Below are 18,586 nucleotides of genomic sequence, written 5' to 3'. Positions count from 1 at the left end.
CCTCAGGCTCCGGTCGCCGCGCTCGATGACGCGGACATGGTTTTTTTCGGGTGGGCTATCCGTAAAAGCTAACGCATATCCGGCACCGAGGTTGACCCGGCGCTCAGAGTTCCTCGCCGGGACCATCGAGGCCCTGGAGGTTTTCCTTCATGCGGTCCATGACGGCCAGCATGACCTGGAGGTCGTCGGGCGAGATGCCCTGCGTCGCATCCCGGCGCAGGCCGCGTGCGATGTCTTCCATGTCGTCGATCACCCCGCGGGCCTGCTCCGTATCGTGCAGGCGCCAGGCGCGGCGATCCTTGGGGTCGGCGCGACGCTCCACGAAACCGGCGGCCTGAAGGCGGTCGATGACCCTGCCCACGGCGATCGGCTCCATATCGAGCTGCTCCGCCAGTTCGTTCTGGCGCATGCCTGGCCGGCGATGAAGCGCCTTCAGGGCACGCCACTGCGCGCGCGTCAGCCCAAAGCGCACGGCCCGCCGATCGAAGTGCTTGCGGAAGAGCAAGGTCACGTCGTTGATGAGATAGGCGAACGAGATGTCTTCAACTTTGAGCGAGTCGGCCATAACCTTCTGAAACAATACAGAACTGACAAGGCGCCATCGTAGCCAATTGCGGGCGTGCCGTCACAAGGAGTTGAGCCATGAGCTTCACGATTCGCGAGGGCGACATCACGACGCTGGCCGTCGACGCCATCGTCAACGCGGCGAACGAATCCCTCCTGGGCGGAGGGGGCGTGGACGGTGCGATCCACCGTGGCGCGGGGCCGCGATTGCTGGCGGCCTGCCGTGCGCTCCCCGAAAGCCCGCGAGGCGTTCGCTGCCCCACCGGCGAAGCACGGATCACGCCGGGGTTCGACCTGCCCGCGCGCTTCGTGATTCATACCGTGGGACCGGTCTGGCACGGCGGCACACGCGGCGAAGCCGGGCTGCTGGCGGCCTGCTACCGCGCCAGCCTGGCCCTGGCGAAGGAGCACGGCATCGACTCCATCGCCTTCCCCGCCATCAGCGCGGGGGTCTACGGTTACCCGCCCGAGGCGGCCGCCCGGGTCGCCGTCGACACCCTGCGCGGCGCGCCGTGGAGGCCGGCACAGGTGATCTTCTGCACGTTCGGTGCCGCGATGACGCGCGCGTACGAGACGGCGCTCAACCCCTAGCGAGGGTAGAGCGGCGGCAGGCCCGGCGTGTCACCGGCGCCGCCGACGGATTTCCAGACGAAGCCCTTGGCGAACGCCGTCCGCAAGGCGCTCCGGTCGAGCGTGCCGCCAGCGAAGCGTGCGCGCTGCAGACCGGCGATCGCGACCGGCTGCGAACCCGGGGCCAGAGCGGTCGACAGCGCACCCAGTGATCGTATCGATGGCTGCACCGCGCGCGCCCAGATAAGCAGGTTGCGCTCGATGGCGGCAGGCTCGTCGGCGTCGACACTCTTGAGAAAAACCTCACGCGCCGGACCTTCGCGGGTCGCCGGTGCTGTCGCCTCCGCCGGTCTCGCGGCCGCGATGACCCCACCGCGTCGGCGCAGGATCACCCAGATACCGACGGTAACCAGCCACAAGGCGAGCGCACCGAAGAACAGCCATCGCCACGGTAAGCCGGCTTCGACAACCGCGGAGCCCGCCGCTGACGAAGCGTCCGGCCGGACCGTTTGCGCGACCGGCGTGGTTCCGGCGCCGGCCACCGCCGCGCCGCTGGCGGGTGCGACCTCGATGTCGCGTGCCGTCAAGGTCGCCACTTCGGCCTTATCAGTCACCACGTTCCACCAGTGCAGCGTCGTCTCCGGGATATGCAGCGTCCCCGGACGCGTTGGCACCACGGCGAAGCCCTGCTGCCGGTGGCCCGTGATCCACGGCCCGCTGACGCCGCCACCGGTAACCGCCTTGTCGGGATAGACGTCCGCGCCGTCGAGCGTCGGCAGCGACAGCGCCGGCAGCGCCTCGAACGGCATGCCCGTCGCATCGAGCCGCATGGTCAGCGTCAGCGGTTGACCGACGCGGGCCTTGCCATCGGGTGGCACACCGTCGAGGGCGAGTTTGAGTTCGCGGGCGGGTATCCACGCACCGCTGGCCGCAGCGGTCGGACGCGCGCGCACCTGGATGCCGCTGGGCTCGGCCACGGCATTGACGGGCGAACCCGCGCCGAAGAATGCATTGGCGTCCGTGGGATCCACCGCCGTGCCCTGAAAGGCTGGCGGCTGGATGGACAGCGCCCCGGCGCGCTGGGGAAAAATGGCGTAGTGACGCTCGACCACGTTGAACCGCCGGCCCCCGCGAACGGTCTGGAAGTTCGCATCCTGCCCCACACGGCGGACCTCGGCCCCTTCCGCCGACGGATCGCCGAGCTGTCCATCCGCCAGATTGACGGCGAAGTACAGGCGCAGCGTGTAATCGATCTGCTGACCGACATACACCTGCGCGGGATCCGCCTTGCCCTCGAGAACGACGGACTTCTCCGTCGGTAACGCACCGTTATCGGCGGAGGCGCTGACCTCCACCGAGAGAGGCTGTGTCCGCTGCCCCCCGATGACCAGCGACGGGATGGTCAGACGACCTTCGCGACGCGGCCGCAACGCGACGCCAAGCACGGTATGCGCCTCACGGCGCCCGTTGATGATGCTGAGGTTATGGCTGGTGGACGTGCCGAGAACCACGAAGTCCTGCATCAGTGGCGCGAGGTCCGGCGACGGGTCGGCGTCGTCGGCGACTTCGATGTTCAGGGTGACGGTTTCGCCCGCGCCGATCGTCGTTCGGTCGAGCGAGGCCGTTGGCCCGCTGGCTTGTGCCAGGACGACGACGGGCACGCACATCAGAAGGAAGGCGAGGATTACGCGACGCATCGTCATTCCTCCGGCTCCGTCCCATGACGACGCTGATACTCGAGCATGAACTTTCTCCGCAACAAACCGCCCGGATCGTCCGGCACGCGAAGCAGCGCGCGCTGCACGTCGGGCGGCAATTTCGACGCGGCATCGCTGGCGGACAATGCGCCCAGATCGTGCCCCTTGCCGTCGTCCTTCGCATCCGGCTGCCCCGCCTTACCGGCGAGCGCCTGATCCATCTTTTCCTTGAGCGCCGCCTTGGCGCGATCGGCCTGCGCCTGCTCGGCGGCGGACTTGGCTGTGGCGTCGCCCTGCGGCGCCTGCCCCTTGCCGTCGTCCTTCGCCTTGTCGCCGCCCTCGCCTTCGCCTGCCTTGTCCTGCGCGCCCTTGTCGGACGCATCCTCGCCTTTTCCATCGGCGCCCGACGGCTGCCCGCTCTGGCCGTCCTGTTTATCTTTGCCGTCCTGCTGCCCGGACGACTGGCCCTTGTCCTGCTGCCCCGACTGGCCGTGCTGATCCTTGTCCCCGTTCTTCGCGTCCTGCTTGCCGCCCTTGTCCTGCTGCTGCTTCGAACCGTCTTTCTGCTGCTTCAGATAATCCGCGACCGCCTTGCGATTGGCGATCGCGTCCTCGTCATGCGGATCGATGCGCAGCGCACGGTCGTAGGCGGCAATCGCATCCTCGTAGCGCTGCTGTTTCGCCAGCGCGTTGCCGAGGTTGTACTGCGAATCGCCGTCCTTGCCTGACTTGAGCGCCGCCTCCGCCGCCGCGAAATCCCCGGCCTTGTATGCCGCCACACCACGCAGGGCAGGATCGCGTGCAAGCGCCTGTGCGCGCTTTGCATCGCCTTCGCGCAGGGCCTGCGCCGCCTGCTGATCGCGCGTGCGGAAGGCATCGGCGACGCCATCCGCATGCGCGGGCGGCGACCATGGCAGACAGGCCATCGCCAGAACGAGCAACCAGCCACGACGGAACGCCAGCGCCACCAGCAGAAGCACGGGCAGGAGCAGCCACGGTCCGCGATCCTGCCACTCACCTGCCTTCGCGCCGGAGACGGCCTTCCCGTCACCATCGCCGCTGAGAAAGGCCCGGAGCGCCGCGACGTCGGAGCCGCCATCCGCCACGGGAACGAAGCGGCCGCCGCCGGCGGATGCCACGGCGGACAGGGACGCGTCGTCACGGGCAGCCAGCGCGATATCGCCGCGATCGTCCTTCAGGAAACCCCCGTCCCCGGTCGGCACGGGACCGCCACGCGTCGTACCGACGCCGAGCACCGACACGGTTGCGCCGGCCGCGCGCGCGCGGCGCGCTGCCGACGCGGCGGATGCATCGGCGCGATCCGTGACGAGAACGATCGACCCGCCACGCAGATCCGCGTGACGGATGAGGTCCGCCGCCATGTCGATCGCCTTGCCCGGATCATCGCCGGTCACCGGCATGGTGTCGGGCGACAACGCCGTGAGCAGATCGTCCACGCTGTGCGCATCCGTGGTCAGCGGCGCCACGATGAATGCCTCGCCCGTGTACGCGATCAGCGCGTTCATGCCGTCCTTGTTCGCGGCATACAGTTCGCGGATCTTGTAACGCACGCGGCTGAGGCGATCCGGAACGATATCCTTCGCGAGCATGTCCGGTGACATCGATACCACGACGACCTGCCCGGCTCGCTCCGCGAACAGCGGCTGCGACTGGCGATCCCATGTGGGCCCCGCCAGCGCGAGCACGGCGAGCGACGATGCCGCGACCACCGCCGCGACCGGCGCGCGCGATGCCGCGGGCTTGCCGTCGAGCAGATACGGAAGCAAGGCGGGGTCCGCGATCCGGGACAAGGCGCGGGACTCTCCCGAGCGACGCCCCACGATCCACCCGATGACGGGCACGAGGATCAGCAACCACAGCCAGCGTGGTTCGAGGAAATGAAAGTCGGCGATCCAGGTGCTCATGCGCGCACTCTCCCACCCAGATAACGAGGCAGCGCGGCCAACGCGAGCAAACCCAGCGCGACGACGAGAGGCCAGCGAAACAGTTCGACATGCGGACGCAGGGCGGCGCCCTGCTGCGGCACCGGCTCGAGCGCGTCGATGGCACGATAGGCGTTAGCCAGTTCATCCGTATCCGTCGCGCGGAAGAACCGCCCACCGGTCTGGTTGGCGATGTCGGTCAGCATGCCGACGTCCAGATCGGCCGACGGATTGACCGTGCGGCTACCGAAAAAGTCGGGCACGCGCATCGCGGTGGCACCGATGCCGATCGTATAGACACGAACCCCTGCGGCCTTCGCCGCGCGTGCCGCTTCGCGCGGCGCGATCGACCCCGCGTTGTTCACGCCATCCGTCAGCAGGACGACGACGCGCGCCTGCTCGGGCATGTCGGCGAGACGCTTTACGGCGACAGCCAGCGCATCGCCGATGGCGGTTTCCCGTCCCGGCAGGCCGACGACGGCGCCATGCAACTGCGCGCGAACCGCGTCGAGATCGTACGTCAGCGGCGTCACCAGGTACGCCTGCGATCCGAACAGGATGAGCCCCAGCTCATCGCCCGCACGTCGGTCGATGAAATCGCCCGCGATCGCTTCGACCGCGGCGAAGCGCGTCACCGTGCGTCCTGCCAGGCGCATGTCGTCGAGCGCCATGCTGCCCGAGAGATCGACGGCGAGCATCGTCGCACGCCCGCTGCGCTGCTGCGGCTCCGGCGGGCCGAGTCGCTGCGGCCGTGCCGCCGCGGTGACGAGACAGAGCCACGCCAGCGCCAGCAACAACGTCGATGCGAATGGCGCACGCATCCGGGCCGCCTGCATCAACGTCAGGCCGGGCTGTGGAAGATTCATTGCCTGCGCTGGCTTCACCGGTCGCAGGACGCGACGCAGGAGCCACGGCAGTGGCAGCGCGAGGAACACCCAGGGCCACGCGAAATCAGGCACCGACATGCGTCTTCGCCCTCCCCGCATGCGGACGCTGCGCGTCGCGACGCATCGCCTGGCGGACCCAGGCCTCGGCGTCGCGAGCCACGACGGATGCGTCGAGCGATACCGCGGGGCGGTACAAGGCGACATCGAGCTCGGCGATGCGCGTGACATCCTGCCGGGGCGCCATCGACGCCAGCGCATCACGCCACGCGGCGCCGCGCAGGGTCACGCTTCGTGGATCGCGCGTGCGCGCCACGCGCCTGATCAGCTGACTGACCGTCGTCGCGAACGCCGCGGCGTCGCCGTCCTGCGCATGCCGCCGCGATGCGTCACGCAGTTCCTGCAACGTGCCGTCGACGTACCGATGCCACGCGGCACGTCTGCGCCAGGCCAGCATCAGCACCGCCACCACGATCAGCAGCAGCGCGGCCAGCACCCACCAGCCCGGTGCCAATGGCCACCACGCCGAGACGTGCGGCACGTGAACATCGCGCAAGCGGGGTCCCTGATCCGGCATCAGCGCGCCCTCCTCGTACCCAGCAACGCGGTGACCGCGTCGAGCGGATCGTCGGTGGTATTGATCGTGCGCACGCGCAGGCCAAGACCGCCCGCCAGCGCGGTCAGTCTGCGCTGCCCTTCGCCGAGGCCGCGGGCGAACTCTTCGCGCTGTCGATCGCCCTGAAGCGCGATGTCGTAATGCGTACCGCGGTAAGCGAAGGGGTAGCGACCGGCGGGCGGTTCGCTGAGCTCCAGCGGATCGGCGACGCCCAGCACCGAGACTTCAGCCCTGCCGACCAGCCCGAGCATGCGGCCACGTGCGGCCTCGTCCACGGCGAATCCGTCGCTGATCAACAGAACGCGTGACGCACCGTGCATCAATCGTCCCGCCCGCTGCAGCGCGGAAGACAGCGACTCATCGCCATCCGCGGGGAGCGCATCCCATGCGGCGATCGCACCGAGCACCGTCAGCGCGCCACGCGCTCCGCCCTGAGGCCTGACGACCTGACGTTGTCCGCCAAAGGCAAGCACGCCCACGCGCTCCGTGCCGCGCAGTGCGTACCAGGCGGCTGTCGCCGCCGCTCGCGCGGCCTGCACGGACTTGAAGCGCGTGCGCGTTCCAAAACGCATGCTTGCGTTCATGTCCAGCAGGATCAGCAGGCGTCCCTCGCGCTCTTCCTGAAAGAGTTTGGTATGCGCGACACCGCTTCGCGCCGTCAGGCGCCAGTCCATGCGGCGCACATCGTCACCGGCCTGGTAGACGCGGGATTCGGCGTAGTCCATGCCCCGGCCATGCAGCCGCGCCGGGCGCTGGCCATGTCGCGGAGCGCGCGATACGACCGGGGGAGCAGGTGCACGCGCGACGCGGGAGCGCAGGGCGATCAGTTCCGGGAGCGAGACGTGGACGCGCCCTTCGACGTCGGTGACAGCGGCATTCACGGCAGCGGCACGAGGTCCAGCAGGCGATCGATCACTGTATCCACGCGCACGCCTTCCGCTTCGGCCTCGTAGCTCGGCAACACGCGATGGCGAAGCACCTCGTGGGCGATCGCATGGATATCCTCCGGGAGGACATAATCGCGACCGGCGAGCCACGCGTGCGCGCGCGCACAGCGGTCCAGCGCGATGGTGGCACGCGGGCTGGCACCCCAGGCTATCCATCGCGCCAGTTCCGCACCGTATTTGCCGGCCTCGCGCGTGGCGACGACCAGCTGCGTGATGTAGAGCTCCAGCGGCGCCGCCATGTGTACCGAGAGCACCGCGTCGCGCGCCGCGAAGACGTCCGCCGGGCGCAGCATGTGTGCCGGTGGCGGCGCCGGGTGCATGACCTCGCGGGCCTGCTGCCGAGCAAGACGGAGAATGGCGAGTTCCGCCTCGGCGTCCGGATAGCCGATGGTCACGTGCATCAGGAAACGGTCGAGCTGGGCTTCGGGCAGTGCGAACGTTCCCTCCTGCTCGATCGGGTTCTGAGTGGCCATCACCATGAACAGATCAGGCAGCGGCCAGGTGCGGCGGCCGATGGTGATCTGCCGTTCGGCCATCGCCTCGAGCAGCGCGGACTGGACTTTCGCCGGCGCGCGATTGATCTCGTCGGCAAGCACGATGTTATGGAACAGCGGCCCGCGTTCGAATTCGAACGTGCCGGTCTGCGACCGGAAGATATCGGTGCCGGTCAGGTCGGCGGGCAACAGGTCGGGCGTGAACTGGATGCGGTGGAAGTCGGCTTCCACGCGCGTCGCCAGCGCCTTGATGGCCGTCGTCTTGGCCAGACCGGGCGCGCCTTCGACCAGCAGGTGCCCGTCGGCCAGCAGGGCGATGAGCAGGCATTCGACCAGGTGAGGTTGCCCGATGATGCCCCGGGTCAGTTCCTCGCGCAGGCGGACGAAGGCCTCCTGGAGCGGGGTCGTGGCGGCTGGCGTCTCGGACATCGGGGGCTCTCGTGTCGGTGGAAGTCCCCGATGAGACCACAGCGAGGCCGGGAAGTTTAGGCCCGGATGTCGTTCACGGGTCACGAAACGAAAAAGGCGGCCACGCGGGCCGCCTTTCTCCGTTGTCCTGGCGACGCGCTTACTGCAGCGTGTCGGACAGGATCCGCGGCGTGACGAAGATCAGCAGCTCGGCCTTGTCGTTGGTCCGCGAAGTATTGCGGAACAGCACGCCCAGACCGGGGATATCGCCAAGACCCGGGACCTTTTTGGTCGTGTTCGTCTTGGTGATCTCGTAGATGCCACCGAGGACGACGGTCTGACCGTTGTCGACGAGCACCGAGGTGTTGATTTCGCGGGTGTCGATCTGCGGGACCGAACCGCCGCCCGGGCTGGCGACGAACTGGGCCAGCGCGTCCTTCTTCACGTTGATCTTCAGGTACACGCGGCTGTCGGCGGTGATCGTCGGTGTCACACGCAGCTCGAGCACGGCATCCTTGAACTGGACCGTGGCGTTCTGCGCGCCGCCGCCGGAGCTCGAGGCCTGGTAGGTCACATAACCGATCTGCTGACCCTGCTTGATGACCGCTTCCTGCTGGTTGGCCGTGATCACACGCGGGCTCGAGATCAGCTCGCTGCGACCCTCGGTCTGCGCCGCCGAAAGCTCGAGGTCGACCAGATAGTTCGCACCCAGGATCGCCAGGCCGATGCTGCCCGAGGGGTTCGCGACCGGCAGGTTGACGTTGTAGCCACCCGGCAGGCTGACCGCGGCAGGCGTCGGGATCGTCCCCGTGCCGCCGTTGGCGTTGTACTGGTTCACCGCGTTGGTATAGCCGACATCGCTGTTGTGGACGCTGGTAACCAGACCGCCCGTGCCGCCGGCCGTGGTACCGGTGGAGCCGCTGCTCAGATCCGGCGACGTACCGACGACCTGGTTGGCGTTGTTGTGGTTGTATCCCTGGACGCCCCAGCGCACACCCAACTCGCGGGTGAAGGTATCGGTCGCCACCACGATGCGCGACTCGATCAGCACCTGCTGCACCGGACGATCAAGGGTACCGATCAGCTCGCGCAGGTCACGGATCTTGTCGGGCGTGTCGTTGATCAGCAGCGTGTTGGTGCGGTCGTCGAACGAGACGCTGCCACGCGGGGAAAGGAAGCCACGCGTCGTATTGGAGCCGCTGCTGCCACCGCCGCCCTGCATGCTGCCCTGGGTTAGCAGCTTGGCGATGTCTTCCGCCTTGCCGTAGCTGATCGGGATGTAATCGGACACCAGCTCCGCGGAATCCTGGGCCTTCTGACGAGCGTCGGCGAGGCTCTGCTCGTAGCTGGCAAGCTCGGCCTGCGGAGCGATCCAGACGACGTTGCCGCTGCGACGCTTGTCCAGACCCTTGGCCCGCAGGATCACGTCCAGCGCCTGATCCCACGGCGTGTTGACCAGTCGCAGGGTGACGCTGCCGCCGACGCTGTCGGAGGCGACCAGATTGAGCTTGGCTTCGTCCGCGATCAGCTGGAGGGCCGAACGCACCGGGATATCCTGGAAATTGAAGGTCAGACGCGAACCCGAATACGTCGGATCCTGACCCTTCGCGGCCTTGCCCGTCGGTGCGGCGGCCTTCTTCGGCGCCACCTCGACGACATAATCGCTGCCGCTCTGATAGGCCGAGACTTCGACATCGCCCTTGGTGCGGACATCCAGGCGGGCACCGCCGGGAGCCGACTTCGATTCGATCGACTGCACCGGCGTGGCGAAGTCGAGCACGTCGAGACGCTGAGCGAGCTTGGGCGGCAGCGACGAACCCGACAGGCTGACGATCACGTGGTCGCCTTCGCGGTGCATTTCCGGCGTCGTGGCCGAGCTGCCCAGCGTGACCAGCACGCGGCCTTCGCCGTTCGGCCCGCGACGGAAGTCGATGTTCGATACCGGCGTGCCGGCTGACGAAGGCAACGCCTTGGTCGGATCGGAAACGGTCGCCGTCGTCGTCGTGGCACCCGTTGGACCGTTGTTCACGGTGACGACGAGGTTCTTGCCATCGACGCGCGTGCGGTATGCCGACTCACGGAAAAGCTCGACCGTGACGCGGGTCTTGCCACCGGCGGAGACCACCGACACGCCCGATGTCGAGCCCTTGCCGATATCGAGATGGCGGGTGCTGTAGCTGTTGGTGGTGTCCGGAAGGTCGATCGCGATACGCGGCGGATTGTTGGTCGTGAAGACCTTCGGATCCGGTGCCTTTTCCGAGAAAGCCAGCCGGAGTTCGATGCGGCCGCCGGGCTGCGCGTCGTAGCTCACGTTCTGCAACGTGTTCTCCGCCGACGCGGCACTGGCGAAACCGCCGGCGAAGGCCAGCGCGGTGCCGAGGATCCAGCGGCGCGTGCGAAGACGCGCGCTACCCGGCAGATGATTCAGTTTGGTCGTCATGTGCGTCATCCCCGAGTTCTTATTTTTCGCCGACCGCGATGCTTGCCGGACGCTCCATCCAGCCGCCCGAGCCATTCGGCACCAGTTCGACCAGATCGATCCGATCCTCGCCAACGGCCGTGATGCGTCCGTAGGCCTGCCCCATGTACTCATTGCGATGGACACGATGGATCACCCCACCGGGATCCTTCACAAGCGCCTCCAGGTTTGCACCAGCACCAACCGTGCCAACCATCTTGAGAGCGTCGAGGCCGAACATTTCCAGGGGTTCCTTCGGACGGTTTTCGTCCGGACGGGGACCACTGGCGACGTTGCTGTCCATTTCAGCCGTGCTCGGGCTGAAGGGATCGCGCGCGCCCTGGTCCTGGTAAGCGAACGTCTCGAACGTGCGGATCACCGGCAACGGCGGGATCGGCTCGCCTTTCTTGTGTTTTTCGGCGTCGACCCACTCGCGCAGGTCGGACGTGCCCTTGGTGCAACCGGCGAGCGAAATGACACCGAACAGCGCGACGGCCAGCGGGCGGGCGAGGGAGTAATGGCGATTCATCACTTATTCCCCTTCTGCAGCTTGCTCTTCGCCTGCGGCGTCTCGTCGTCCTCGAGGTAGCGGTAGGTCTTCACGGTGCCCTGGAGAACCAGCTGGCCGTTGCCGGCCGCCTTCTTGTCGGTGCTCTTCGGGCTCAGCGAGACGTCGTGCAGCGTCAGAATCACGACGCGGGGCAACGAGGCCACGCCACTGATGAAGGTGCCGAACTGGTGGTAAGTACCGACCATGCGCAGCGTGATCGGCTTCTCGGCGTAGAAGTCCTTCGGCGTTTCCGGACCGGGCTGGAACAGCTCGGTCTCGATGCCCGCGGCCAACGCCGTCTGCGAGATGTCGATCAGCAGCTCGGGCATTTCCGTCTTGCTCGGCAACTGGCGCAGCAGGGTCCGCAACATGTCCTGCATGTCGGAAAGCTGCTGCTCCAGGGCCTCGAGATTGGCGGACTTGGCCTGCTTCTGCGAGAACTCGGACTTGAGACTGGTTTCCTTGGACTCGGCGCTGGCCAGGTCGTCCTGCTGGCTGCTGATCTGGAAGTACCAGCCAGCCAGCACCACGATCACGAAGACCAGGCCGGTGAAAAACATCTTGATGGGCTTCGGCCAGCCACCGACGTTGTGCCGATCGAGATTGCGCAGATCGTCAAAGAATTTCATTGTTTGACTCCTGCCGGAGCGGCGGCAGCCGCAGGCGTGGCCGCCGGCGGAGTGGCAGGCGTAGCCGGCGCCGCGGCGGGTGCGGGAGCACCCGGGCTGGCCGTAACGGCATTGGCGGCGTTGACCAGCGGCGCGGGCACCGCGGCGGCCGGCGGGGCGACCGTGGAGGCACCGGCGGGGGCGCCGTCCTGCGGATTGTCGCCCGGGCTCTTCAGGTGGACGTCGAGACCGAAGGCATACGGCATGCGCGAGGCGTCATGCGTGTTCTCGGTCTTGCGCAGGTCGGCATGGCCCATCCAGGGCGACGCCTCGACGTTGCGCATGTACTCGGCCACGCTGGAGTTCGACTGGGCGACGCCATCGAGCGACATCGAGTCACCCGACTGCTTCATGCCGGCCAGGCGAGCCGATGCCGGGATCGTCTTCACCAGTTCGTCGAACAGGTGGACCATCTGCGACCGGTTGGCCTGCAGCTGTTCGATGATCTGCTTACGCTGGAGCAGATCGGCCCTGACCTTCTCCAGATCCTTGATCTTCGCGATGCGATCGTCGAGCTGCTTGATCTCGGTGGTCAGGTAGTCGTTTCGCTCGTTCTGGTTGTCGATCCGGGCGTCCATCCACAGCGACCAGCCGATCAGCACCACGAGGGCGGCGCCAAAGGCCAGACCGAGCTGGATGTAGAACTCCCGCTCGCGCTGTTTACGGCGCTCGGCACGCCAGGGAAGTAGGTTGATCCGTGCCATCAGTCGAAGCTCCTCATGGCGAGGCCGACGGCAATCATCAGCGCGGGGGCGTCCTGGGCCAGGGTCTGTGCCTGCACGCGGCTGGACAGCGACATGCGCGCCAGCGGGTTGGCGACGACGCACGGCACACCCAGCTGCTGCTCGAGCAACTCGGTGATGCCGTCGATCGCGGCGCAACCGCCGGCGAGAACCACCTGGTCGACGCGGCTGTATTCGCTACCGGCGAAGAAGAACTGGAGCAGGCGGCTGACCTGCTGGACCAGCGACTCCTTGAACGGCTCCAGTGCCTCCATCTCGTACGACTCGGGCAGGCCGCCCTTGCGCTTGGCACGACCGGCTTCCTCATAGGAAAGGCCGTAGCGACGCATGATTTCGTCGGTCAGCTGCTTGCCGCCGAAGACCTGCTCGCGCGAGTAGATGGTCCGTTGGTTCTTCAGTACCGCCAGCGTGGTCATGGTCGCGCCGATGTCGACCACCGCCACCAGGGCGTCGCGCGACACCGCGAGCTGGTCGGCGACCATCCCGAAGGCGTTCTCCATGGCGAAGGCCTCGACGTCGACCACGCGGGCGGTCAGACCGCCCAGGTCGAGCGCGGCGATGCGCATGTCCACGTTTTCGGTGCGGGAGGCCGCCAGAAGCACGTTATTCATTTCCGGGTTGTCACGAACCGGCCCCATGACCTCGAAATCGAGGCTGACTTCCTCGATCGGGTAGGGGATGTACTGGTTCGCTTCGACCTGGATCTGCCCCTCGAGGTCGTCCTCGGAGAGATCGGCGGACATGGGAATGATGCGGGTGATCACGGCCGAACCCGCCACGGCTGCCGCCGCGTGCTTGAGCTTGGATCCGGACCGGGCCAGGGCGCGGCGAATGGCTTCGCCTACCGCCTCGACCTCGACGATGTTCTTTTCAACGACGGCATTTGGCGGCAACGGCTCAACGGCGTAGTGCTCGACGCGGTAGCGTCCACCTGCCTGACTGAGCTGCAGCAGCTTTACTGCGGTCGAACTGATATCGACGCCGATGAGCGGCGCCGCTTTGGGTGTAAAGAGCCCCACGTTGTCCCCCTTCCCCGCGCCTTGTCGGAATTGGTCTTCGGCGCGAAGGCATTAGATCTAAAACTTAACGGATTGGCAACGGGCCGTTTCAGCCCTTACCGGCACTAATTCACAAATCCTGTCACTGGGTTAGCGAAACCCTCTCACACCCCGTCGAACCCGGGTCACCCGCCCCACCCCCCGGCGAGGCTCTATACTCCGCGACGACCCATCCGCCGGTGACCCCCTCTCTTCCATGCGAATTCTCAAGCGTCTGCTGCGCATCGCGCTGTATCTCGCCCTGGCCGGCATCCTTTTCGTGGCGGGCGCCATCGGCGTCGCCTACTGGCTCCTGGCGCCACGCCTGCCTTCCGTGGCGGTCCTGCGCGACTATCACATGCAGGTTCCCTTACGAGTCCTGAGCTCGGATGGACGCCTGATCGCCTCCTTCGGTGAAACCCGCCGCGTCCCGGTCCACATCGCCGACGTTCCGGCACGCCTCAAGAATGCTGTCTTATCGGCCGAGGACGGGGATTTCTATAGCCACCCGGGTGTCGACTGGCACGGCATCGCCCGCGCGGGCATCCACGTGATCGTTTCCGGCGGTGACAAGGGACCCGGCGGCTCGACCATCACCCAGCAGGTGGCGCGCAACTTCTTCCTCAGCCCCGAGAAGCTCTATTCGCGCAAGCTGACGGAAGTCTTCATCGCGCTGCGCATGGAGAACGAGCTGACCAAGGACCAGATCCTCGAGCTCTACATCAACAAGATGTTCCTGGGCCACCGGTCCTACGGACTGGCCGCCGCGGCCTCGTATTACTACGGCAAGACCCTCGACCAGCTGACGGTGGCCGAATGCGCGTCGCTGGCGTCCACGTTCCAGTTGCCATCGGTGGTCAATCCGCTGAACAACCAGGCGCGACTGGTCACCCGGCGCAACTGGGTGCTGGGCCAGATGCTGTCGAACCGGTTCATCACCAAGGCCGAATACGACGAGGCCGTGAAGGAGCCCAACGACGCTTTCCCGCACGAGCAGCAGATCGAAGTCGATGCGCCGTACCTCGCCGAGATGGTCCGCCAGCAGGTGCTGGAGAAGCTGGGCAACGACGCCCTGACCGAAGGTTATGTCGTGCGCACCACCGTGCCGAGCGACAGTCAGGCCGCCGCCAACGACGCGCTGCGCGGACGCCTGTCCGCCTATGACCGCCGCCATGGCTATCGTGGCCCCGAGGGTCACGAGGAACTGCCCGCGCAGGCTGGCCCCGAGGACTACGACCGCGTTCTCGCGGGCTACACGAGCGTGGCCGGCATGATGCCCGGCATCGTGACCGCGACCGGCGCGAAGGAGGCCACGGTGTACCTGTCCGCCAAGGAAACCGCCACCATCAGCCTCGAGTCGATCGCCTGGGCCCGGCCCTACGTCAACGAAGGGCGTGCGGGAGCCGCTCCGACACGCGTCGACACGGTGCTCAAGCGTGGCGACATCGTCCGCCTGATCCGCAGCGAGAAGGACGACCTGTCCGAAAACGCCAGCGCCGCCGACACCGCCAAGGTCAGCACCGAGTCCCATCCCGAGCCGGCCAGGGGGCCGTGGCGCCTGACCCAGATTCCGGCCGTGCAGGCCGCCCTCGTGTCGCTGGACCCGGAAGACGGCGCGGTCCGCGCACTGGTCGGCGGTTTCAGCTTCGTACGGTCCAAGTTCAACCGCGCGGTCATGGCCGCACGGCAGCCGGGTTCGAGCTTCAAGCCCTATCTCTACTCGGCCGCGTTCGAGCGTGGGTTCACACCCGCATCCATCGTCAACGACGCGCCGGTGGCCTTCCCCGACCCGTCGCGCCCCGACGGCATGTGGACGCCCGCGAACGACGACGGAAAGTTCGCCGGTCCCATGCGCCTTCGCGAGGCGCTCGTGCAGTCGAAGAATCTGGTCTCCGTCCGCCTGCTGGACGCGATCGGCCTGCGCTTCGCCCGCGATTACATGACGCGCTTCGGCTTCACGCCGGACGCCCTGCCCCAGAACCTCTCGCTGGCGCTGGGTACCGCCTCGGTCTCGCCGATGAGCATGGCGCGCGGCTATGCGGTGTTCGCCAACGGCGGGTACCTCATCACGCCCTACTTCATCTCGCGCATCGACGATCGCGACGGCAAGCCGGTTTACGTGGCGAACCCCGAGCGCGCGTGCTCGGATTGCCAGGAGCGCCTGCTCAATCCGACGCCCGCCGGCCCGCCGACCCAGCCATCGACGGCGCTGATCCCGGCCAAGCCAGCCGCCGCGAGCACGGCCGCCGGTAGCGGTACCGGCGATGCGGTGTTGCCTGCCGACGCCCACGACAATACCGCTCAGGCGCCCAAGCTGGCGCCGCACGTGATCGACGTGCGCAACGATTACCTGGTGACCTCGCTGATGCAGGACGTGGTCAAGCGCGGCACGGGCTCGGCGGCGCGCGCGCTCGGTCGCGACGATATCGCCGGTAAGACGGGCTCGACCAACGATCACCGCGACGCGTGGTTCGTCGGCTTCAACGGCGATGTCTCCACCGCCGTCTGGGTCGGCTTCGACGACTTCGGCTCCCTGGGTCGCGGCGAGTTCGGCGCCAAGGCGGCCTTGCCCATCTGGATGGACTACATGGGCGCCGTACTCAAGGACAAGCCGTCGCATACGCTGGCCATGCCTCCGGGCATCGCCACGGTGCAGATCGATCCGGGCTCCGGCCTGCCCTCACCGGGCGGCATGAACGAAATCATGAAGGTCGAGGATGTCGATCGTCTTCGCGAACAGGCGGCGCAGAAACAGCAGGAGGATCAGCAGGAACACGCCTACGACATCTTCTGATACGTCCACATTACACACCACACGGGGGTGAGTCATGGCACGAGGCGAGCACCACAAGATCCATGCGCAGGACCGGACGCAGCGGCATCGCGTCCTCGTCGCCCAGGAGGCGGCGCGCCTGATGAGCGAGCATGGCATTCGTGACTTCCACCACGCGAAGCTGAAGGCGGCGGAGCGGCTCGGTATCGTCGACACCCAGGCCCTTCCGCGCAACAACGAGATCGAAGACGCGTTGCGCGAACACCAGCGCATCTTCCAGGCCGATACGCAGCCACAGGCCTTGCGGGCACGTCGCGAGGCAGCCATCGAGGCGATGCGGTTTCTGCGCGGGTTCGACGCACGACTGGTCGGCGCGGTGCTCGAAGGCACGGCGGACGAGCACTCGGCCGTCTGCCTGCACCTGTTCAGCGATGACCCTGAAGCGCCTGTGTTGTTCCTGCAGGAACAAGGCATTCCGCTGGAGACCCAGACCCGCCGGCTGCGCTGGTCCAACAACGAACAGAGCGAACATCCGGTACTGCTGTTCGGTGCGGACGGTATCCCGTTCGACCTGACCGTGCTGCCACTGGACGCGCTGCGCCAGGCGCCGCTGGACCGTGTCGACGAACGCCCGATGCGCCGGGCCACCGCGTCGATGGTGCAGAACCTGCTGGCGGAAGAGGACGTAGCCGCTTACAACGCGGCCATGTAGGAGCGCGCCCCGCGCGCGAAAAGCCAACAGGGCGGTGACGGGGTACCGCTTCATCGCTCCGTTGGCTTTTCGCGCGCGGGGCGCGCTCCTACCGCGCTAAAAAAAACCCCGCTTTCGCGGGGTTTCTTTTTAGCGCTTGTCGTTCGGGATGTAATCGCGAACGTCGGCACCGGTGTAGATCTGACGCGGGCGGCCGATGCGCGCCCCCGGGGTTTCGTGCTGCTCGATCCAGTGGGAGATCCAGCCCGACGTACGCGCGATGGCGAACATCACGGTGAACATCTCGGTCGGGATGCCCAGCGCCTTGTAGATGATGCCCGAGTAGAAGTCGACGTTCGGATAGAGCTTGCGCTCCACGAAGTAGTCGTCCTTCAGCGCGGCTTCTTCCAGCTTCATGGCGACGTCGAGCAGCGGATCGTTGACGCCGAGCTCCTCCAGCACCTTGTGGCACATCTCGCGGATGATCTTGGCGCGCGGATCGAAGTTCTTGTAAACGCGGTGACCGAAGCCCATCAGACGGAAGGAGTCGTTCTTGTCCTTCGCGCGCTTGACCGCGGTCTCGACCTTGTCGGCGGTACCGATTTCTTCGAGCTGCTTGAGCACGGCTTCGTTGGCGCCACCGTGCGCCGGACCCCAGAGCGCGGTGATGCCGGCGGCAACGGACGCGTACGGGTTGGCACCGGTCGAACCGACCAGACGGACCGTCGAGGTCGACGCGTTCTGCTCGTGATCGGCGTGCAGGATGAAGAGCAGGTCGAGCGCCTTGGCGACCACCGGGTTCAGTTCGAGCGGCTCGCTCGGCACTTCGAACATGGTGTGCAGGAAGCGGGTGACGTACTCGAGGTTGTTGCGCGGGTAGCGCGTCGGCCAGCCGATCGAATGACGGTAGATAGCGGCCGAAATGGTCGGCATCTTGGCGATCAGACGGATGGCGGCGAGCTTGCGGTCTTCCGGGTTATCGACATCGAGCTTGTCGTGATAGAACGCCGACAGCGAAGCGATCGACGCGGCCAGCATGGCCATCGGATGCGCGTTGTGATGGAAACCCTTGAGGAAGTCCTTAAGGTTCTCGTGCATCATCGAGTGATGCGTGACCTCACCGGAGAACTTCTCGAACTCCGGCTTCGTCGGCAGTTCGCCGTTGAGCAGCAGGTACGAGGTCTCGAGGAAGGTGGACTTCTCGGCCAGCTGCTCGATCGGGTAGCCGCGGTACAACAGGACACCCTTGTCGCCGTCGATGTACGTGATGGCGCTCTTGGTGCTGGCGGTGCTGCCGTAACCCGGATCGTACGTGAAGTAACCGGTGTCCTTGTACAGCGTGCCGATGTCGACGCACTCGGCGCCGAGCGTGCCGCCGATGACCGGCAGTTCGCTCACGGGCTTGTTGGATTCATCGACCAATTTGACGGTTTTGGCGTCGGACACGGCGAGCTCCTCTGTGCTTGTTCCCGCCGCTCCACGCAATGGAACGACGTAGCAATGGTTGGAATAACGGCACCCTGGGGAAGGTCCCGTACCGGCC

At 66.7% G+C, this 18,586-nt stretch carries 16 protein-coding genes; 3 read left to right on the top strand and 13 right to left on the bottom strand.

What is annotated here, in order from left to right; translation table 11 throughout:
* Nucleotides 1–103: 103 nt before the first annotated feature.
* Complete coding sequence (locus B5X73_RS02130) at nt 104–565, bottom strand: MarR family winged helix-turn-helix transcriptional regulator (protein WP_036110181.1); 462 nt, start codon at nt 563–565, stop codon at nt 104–106.
* 77 nt (nt 566–642) lie between these two features.
* On the opposite strand from B5X73_RS02130, the gene B5X73_RS02125 reads away from it, so the two are divergent.
* The gene (locus B5X73_RS02125; RefSeq protein ID WP_079520387.1) at nt 643–1,155 is read left to right on the top strand and encodes an O-acetyl-ADP-ribose deacetylase; all 513 of its coding nucleotides are present in this window, start codon (nt 643–645) and stop codon (nt 1,153–1,155) included.
* Here B5X73_RS02125 and B5X73_RS02120 read toward each other — a convergent pair.
* The 11 genes from B5X73_RS02120 to B5X73_RS02070 form a co-directional block, all read right to left on the bottom strand.
* Nucleotides 1,152–2,831 (bottom strand): BatD family protein, encoded by a 1,680-nt coding sequence (locus B5X73_RS02120; RefSeq protein WP_176167688.1) that lies wholly within the window; start codon nt 2,829–2,831, stop codon nt 1,152–1,154. The two genes, B5X73_RS02125 and B5X73_RS02120, sit on opposite strands and share 4 nt — an antisense overlap.
* A 2-nt stretch (nt 2,832–2,833) precedes the next feature.
* On the bottom strand, nt 2,834–4,756 hold the full coding sequence (locus B5X73_RS02115) for a tetratricopeptide repeat protein (RefSeq protein WP_079520385.1): 1,923 nt from the start codon (nt 4,754–4,756) through the stop codon (nt 2,834–2,836).
* Complete coding sequence (locus B5X73_RS02110) at nt 4,753–5,733, bottom strand: VWA domain-containing protein (RefSeq protein WP_043698355.1); 981 nt, start codon at nt 5,731–5,733, stop codon at nt 4,753–4,755. The genes B5X73_RS02115 and B5X73_RS02110 overlap by 4 nt, the downstream gene beginning before the upstream one ends.
* Nucleotides 5,726–6,214, bottom strand: coding sequence for a DUF4381 domain-containing protein (locus B5X73_RS02105; protein ID WP_176167687.1), 489 nt, complete (start codon nt 6,212–6,214; stop codon nt 5,726–5,728). The genes B5X73_RS02110 and B5X73_RS02105 overlap by 8 nt, the downstream gene beginning before the upstream one ends.
* 20 nt (nt 6,215–6,234) lie before the next feature.
* On the bottom strand, nt 6,235–7,155 hold the full coding sequence (locus B5X73_RS02100; protein WP_079520383.1) for a DUF58 domain-containing protein: 921 nt from the start codon (nt 7,153–7,155) through the stop codon (nt 6,235–6,237).
* Nucleotides 7,152–8,144, bottom strand: coding sequence for an AAA family ATPase (locus B5X73_RS02095; protein WP_036110165.1), 993 nt, complete (start codon nt 8,142–8,144; stop codon nt 7,152–7,154). Before B5X73_RS02095 ends, B5X73_RS02100 begins: the two co-directional genes overlap by 4 nt.
* Nucleotides 8,145–8,283: 139 nt before the next feature.
* Nucleotides 8,284–10,563: a type IV pilus secretin PilQ gene (locus tag B5X73_RS02090; protein ID WP_079520542.1), complete on the bottom strand. Its 2,280-nt coding sequence runs from the start codon at nt 10,561–10,563 to the stop codon at nt 8,284–8,286.
* Between the two features lie 19 nt (nt 10,564–10,582).
* The gene (locus B5X73_RS02085) at nt 10,583–11,110 is read right to left on the bottom strand and encodes a pilus assembly protein PilP (RefSeq protein ID WP_036110163.1); all 528 of its coding nucleotides are present in this window, start codon (nt 11,108–11,110) and stop codon (nt 10,583–10,585) included.
* Nucleotides 11,110–11,760, bottom strand: coding sequence for a type IV pilus inner membrane component PilO (pilO, locus tag B5X73_RS02080; protein ID WP_036110159.1), 651 nt, complete (start codon nt 11,758–11,760; stop codon nt 11,110–11,112). Before pilO ends, B5X73_RS02085 begins: the two co-directional genes overlap by 1 nt.
* Nucleotides 11,757–12,503, bottom strand: a complete 747-nt coding sequence (locus tag B5X73_RS02075) for a PilN domain-containing protein (protein WP_079520382.1) — start codon at nt 12,501–12,503, stop codon at nt 11,757–11,759. The genes pilO and B5X73_RS02075 overlap by 4 nt, the downstream gene beginning before the upstream one ends.
* On the bottom strand, nt 12,503–13,561 hold the full coding sequence (locus tag B5X73_RS02070) for a pilus assembly protein PilM (protein ID WP_036110152.1): 1,059 nt from the start codon (nt 13,559–13,561) through the stop codon (nt 12,503–12,505). Before B5X73_RS02070 ends, B5X73_RS02075 begins: the two co-directional genes overlap by 1 nt.
* 235 nt (nt 13,562–13,796) lie before the next feature.
* Between B5X73_RS02070 and B5X73_RS02065 the strand changes: the two genes are divergently transcribed.
* Both B5X73_RS02065 and B5X73_RS02060 read left to right on the top strand, forming a co-directional pair.
* Entirely contained in the window at nt 13,797–16,373 is a 2,577-nt protein-coding gene (locus B5X73_RS02065; RefSeq protein WP_036110149.1) for a penicillin-binding protein 1A, read from the top strand.
* Between the two features lie 34 nt (nt 16,374–16,407).
* Nucleotides 16,408–17,064, top strand: a complete 657-nt coding sequence (locus tag B5X73_RS02060; protein WP_043696081.1) for a hypothetical protein — start codon at nt 16,408–16,410, stop codon at nt 17,062–17,064.
* Between the two features lie 129 nt (nt 17,065–17,193).
* Here B5X73_RS02060 and B5X73_RS02055 read toward each other — a convergent pair whose 3' ends face one another.
* Entirely contained in the window at nt 17,194–18,489 is a 1,296-nt protein-coding gene (locus B5X73_RS02055; protein WP_036110144.1) for a citrate synthase, read from the bottom strand.
* Nucleotides 18,490–18,586 lie beyond the last annotated feature (97 nt).

It is taken from the genome of Luteibacter sp. 22Crub2.1 (assembly GCF_900167995.1).
Lineage (GTDB): Bacteria > Pseudomonadota > Gammaproteobacteria > Xanthomonadales > Rhodanobacteraceae > Luteibacter > Luteibacter mycovicinus.
Note: the sequence above shows the minus strand (reverse complement) of the source record. Positions and strands in the feature narration are given on the sequence as shown.

What these genes read in the sequence shown, in the direction of transcription:
- B5X73_RS02130 (WP_036110181.1), bottom strand. Translation starts at nt 565, where the DNA reads ATGGCCGACTCGCTCAAAGTTGAAGACATCTCGTTCGCCTATCTCATC.
- B5X73_RS02125 (WP_079520387.1), top strand. Translation starts at nt 643, where the DNA reads ATGAGCTTCACGATTCGCGAGGGCGACATCACGACGCTGGCCGTCGAC.
- B5X73_RS02120 (WP_176167688.1), bottom strand. Translation starts at nt 2,831, where the DNA reads ATGCGTCGCGTAATCCTCGCCTTCCTTCTGATGTGCGTGCCCGTCGTC.
- B5X73_RS02115 (WP_079520385.1), bottom strand. Translation starts at nt 4,756, where the DNA reads ATGAGCACCTGGATCGCCGACTTTCATTTCCTCGAACCACGCTGGCTG.
- B5X73_RS02095 (WP_036110165.1), bottom strand. Translation starts at nt 8,144, where the DNA reads ATGTCCGAGACGCCAGCCGCCACGACCCCGCTCCAGGAGGCCTTCGTC.
- B5X73_RS02090 (WP_079520542.1), bottom strand. Translation starts at nt 10,563, where the DNA reads ATGACGACCAAACTGAATCATCTGCCGGGTAGCGCGCGTCTTCGCACG.
- B5X73_RS02085 (WP_036110163.1), bottom strand. Translation starts at nt 11,110, where the DNA reads ATGAATCGCCATTACTCCCTCGCCCGCCCGCTGGCCGTCGCGCTGTTC.
- pilO (WP_036110159.1), bottom strand. Translation starts at nt 11,760, where the DNA reads ATGAAATTCTTTGACGATCTGCGCAATCTCGATCGGCACAACGTCGGT.
- B5X73_RS02075 (WP_079520382.1), bottom strand. Translation starts at nt 12,503, where the DNA reads ATGGCACGGATCAACCTACTTCCCTGGCGTGCCGAGCGCCGTAAACAG.
- B5X73_RS02065 (WP_036110149.1), top strand. Translation starts at nt 13,797, where the DNA reads ATGCGAATTCTCAAGCGTCTGCTGCGCATCGCGCTGTATCTCGCCCTG.
- B5X73_RS02060 (WP_043696081.1), top strand. Translation starts at nt 16,408, where the DNA reads ATGGCACGAGGCGAGCACCACAAGATCCATGCGCAGGACCGGACGCAG.